Consider the following 1100-nt stretch of genomic DNA (forward strand, 5'->3'; position numbering starts at 1 on the left):
TACCCCCAACAAAACCGCAAGCCAGGCAAGCCCGGTTGCCACGGCCAGAGCAAGACAGCCCAGAATCCAGATTTTTCTTTGCAGCGACATGGCTCCTCCTTGAACTACAGAGCATTTTACCTTTGAGAAGACGCATTCTCAAAGCTTTACGGCGCTCGCTACGGCGCAGGTCAGCGCACATACAGAGCGCTGCCGGCTTCAGCCGCCAGCCCCCGTCGGCAATGGCTGAAGCCCCGCTTACAGCTTGATGGCGGGCCTCTGCGTGCGCAGGCGCCGAACAGTGTCAAGGCGAAATTGCCCCTGAACCCGGCAGAACGTACGGCAGGCATGCCTTCGTTGATGCGGCACAACACGCAGCGGCGTTTTCACGCCCATGCTTTTTGCGAAGACTTCCTATCTTCTTGTTGTTACGGTAGTTTTCCAATTTTCTTTATTTCTGAGCAAAAAACAAGCTTTTCTTTTTCGGATAAAATACTTGACAAGCCCTATATGGTGAGCTAATTGGGTGCATTCAATGTGGATGACATACCCTGTCCCCACTACATCCTGATGCGGAACGCAGTTCCAGCGGGGTGGCCTGAATAGGCCCCCTTTTTTTTGTCCCTGCGCCGGCGCTTGCCCGCACAAAGGAAAGAATGACTGATAACGCCCTGAGAGAAACCATCATACGCCTGGCCCAACCCGTGGTTCATGCCCTCGGACTTGTCATCTGGGGGGTGGAAACAGCCCGCGCCGGGCGCACCATCGTGCGACTCTTTGTAGACGCCCCGTTGCTGCCGCAACAGCCCGGCACGCCCCAAGAGGCAGAAGAATCGCCATCTTCCGTCACCGCGCCCGTCACGGCTCATGCTCCGCAAGAATCTCCCGACGCGGAAGCTACGGCCGCCCCCGCATCAGCCACCATTGAACAGTGCGAAGAAATTTCCCGCCATCTGGCCCTTGCCCTTGAAGTGGAAGACAGCATCGCGGACGCCTATGTGCTGGAGGTTTCGACCCCCGGCCTGAGTCGCCTGTTCTTCAGTCTTGAGCAGATGGTTCCCTATGTGGGCGACGTGGTGGAAGCGCGGCTGCATACGCCCGTGGCCTCCACTGATCCCAGC

General features: G+C 57.5%; 1 pseudogene. It reads left to right on the top strand.

Annotated elements, in window-relative coordinates:
- Nucleotides 1–635: 635 nt before the first annotated feature.
- A pseudogene (locus tag V6C16_RS13915) lies at nt 636–1100 on the top strand (ribosome maturation factor RimP); the annotation flags it as partial.

Origin of the sequence: Desulfovibrio sp. 1188_IL3213, from assembly GCF_036763145.1 — a bacterium.
In the GTDB taxonomy this organism is placed as follows: domain Bacteria; phylum Desulfobacterota; class Desulfovibrionia; order Desulfovibrionales; family Desulfovibrionaceae; genus Desulfovibrio.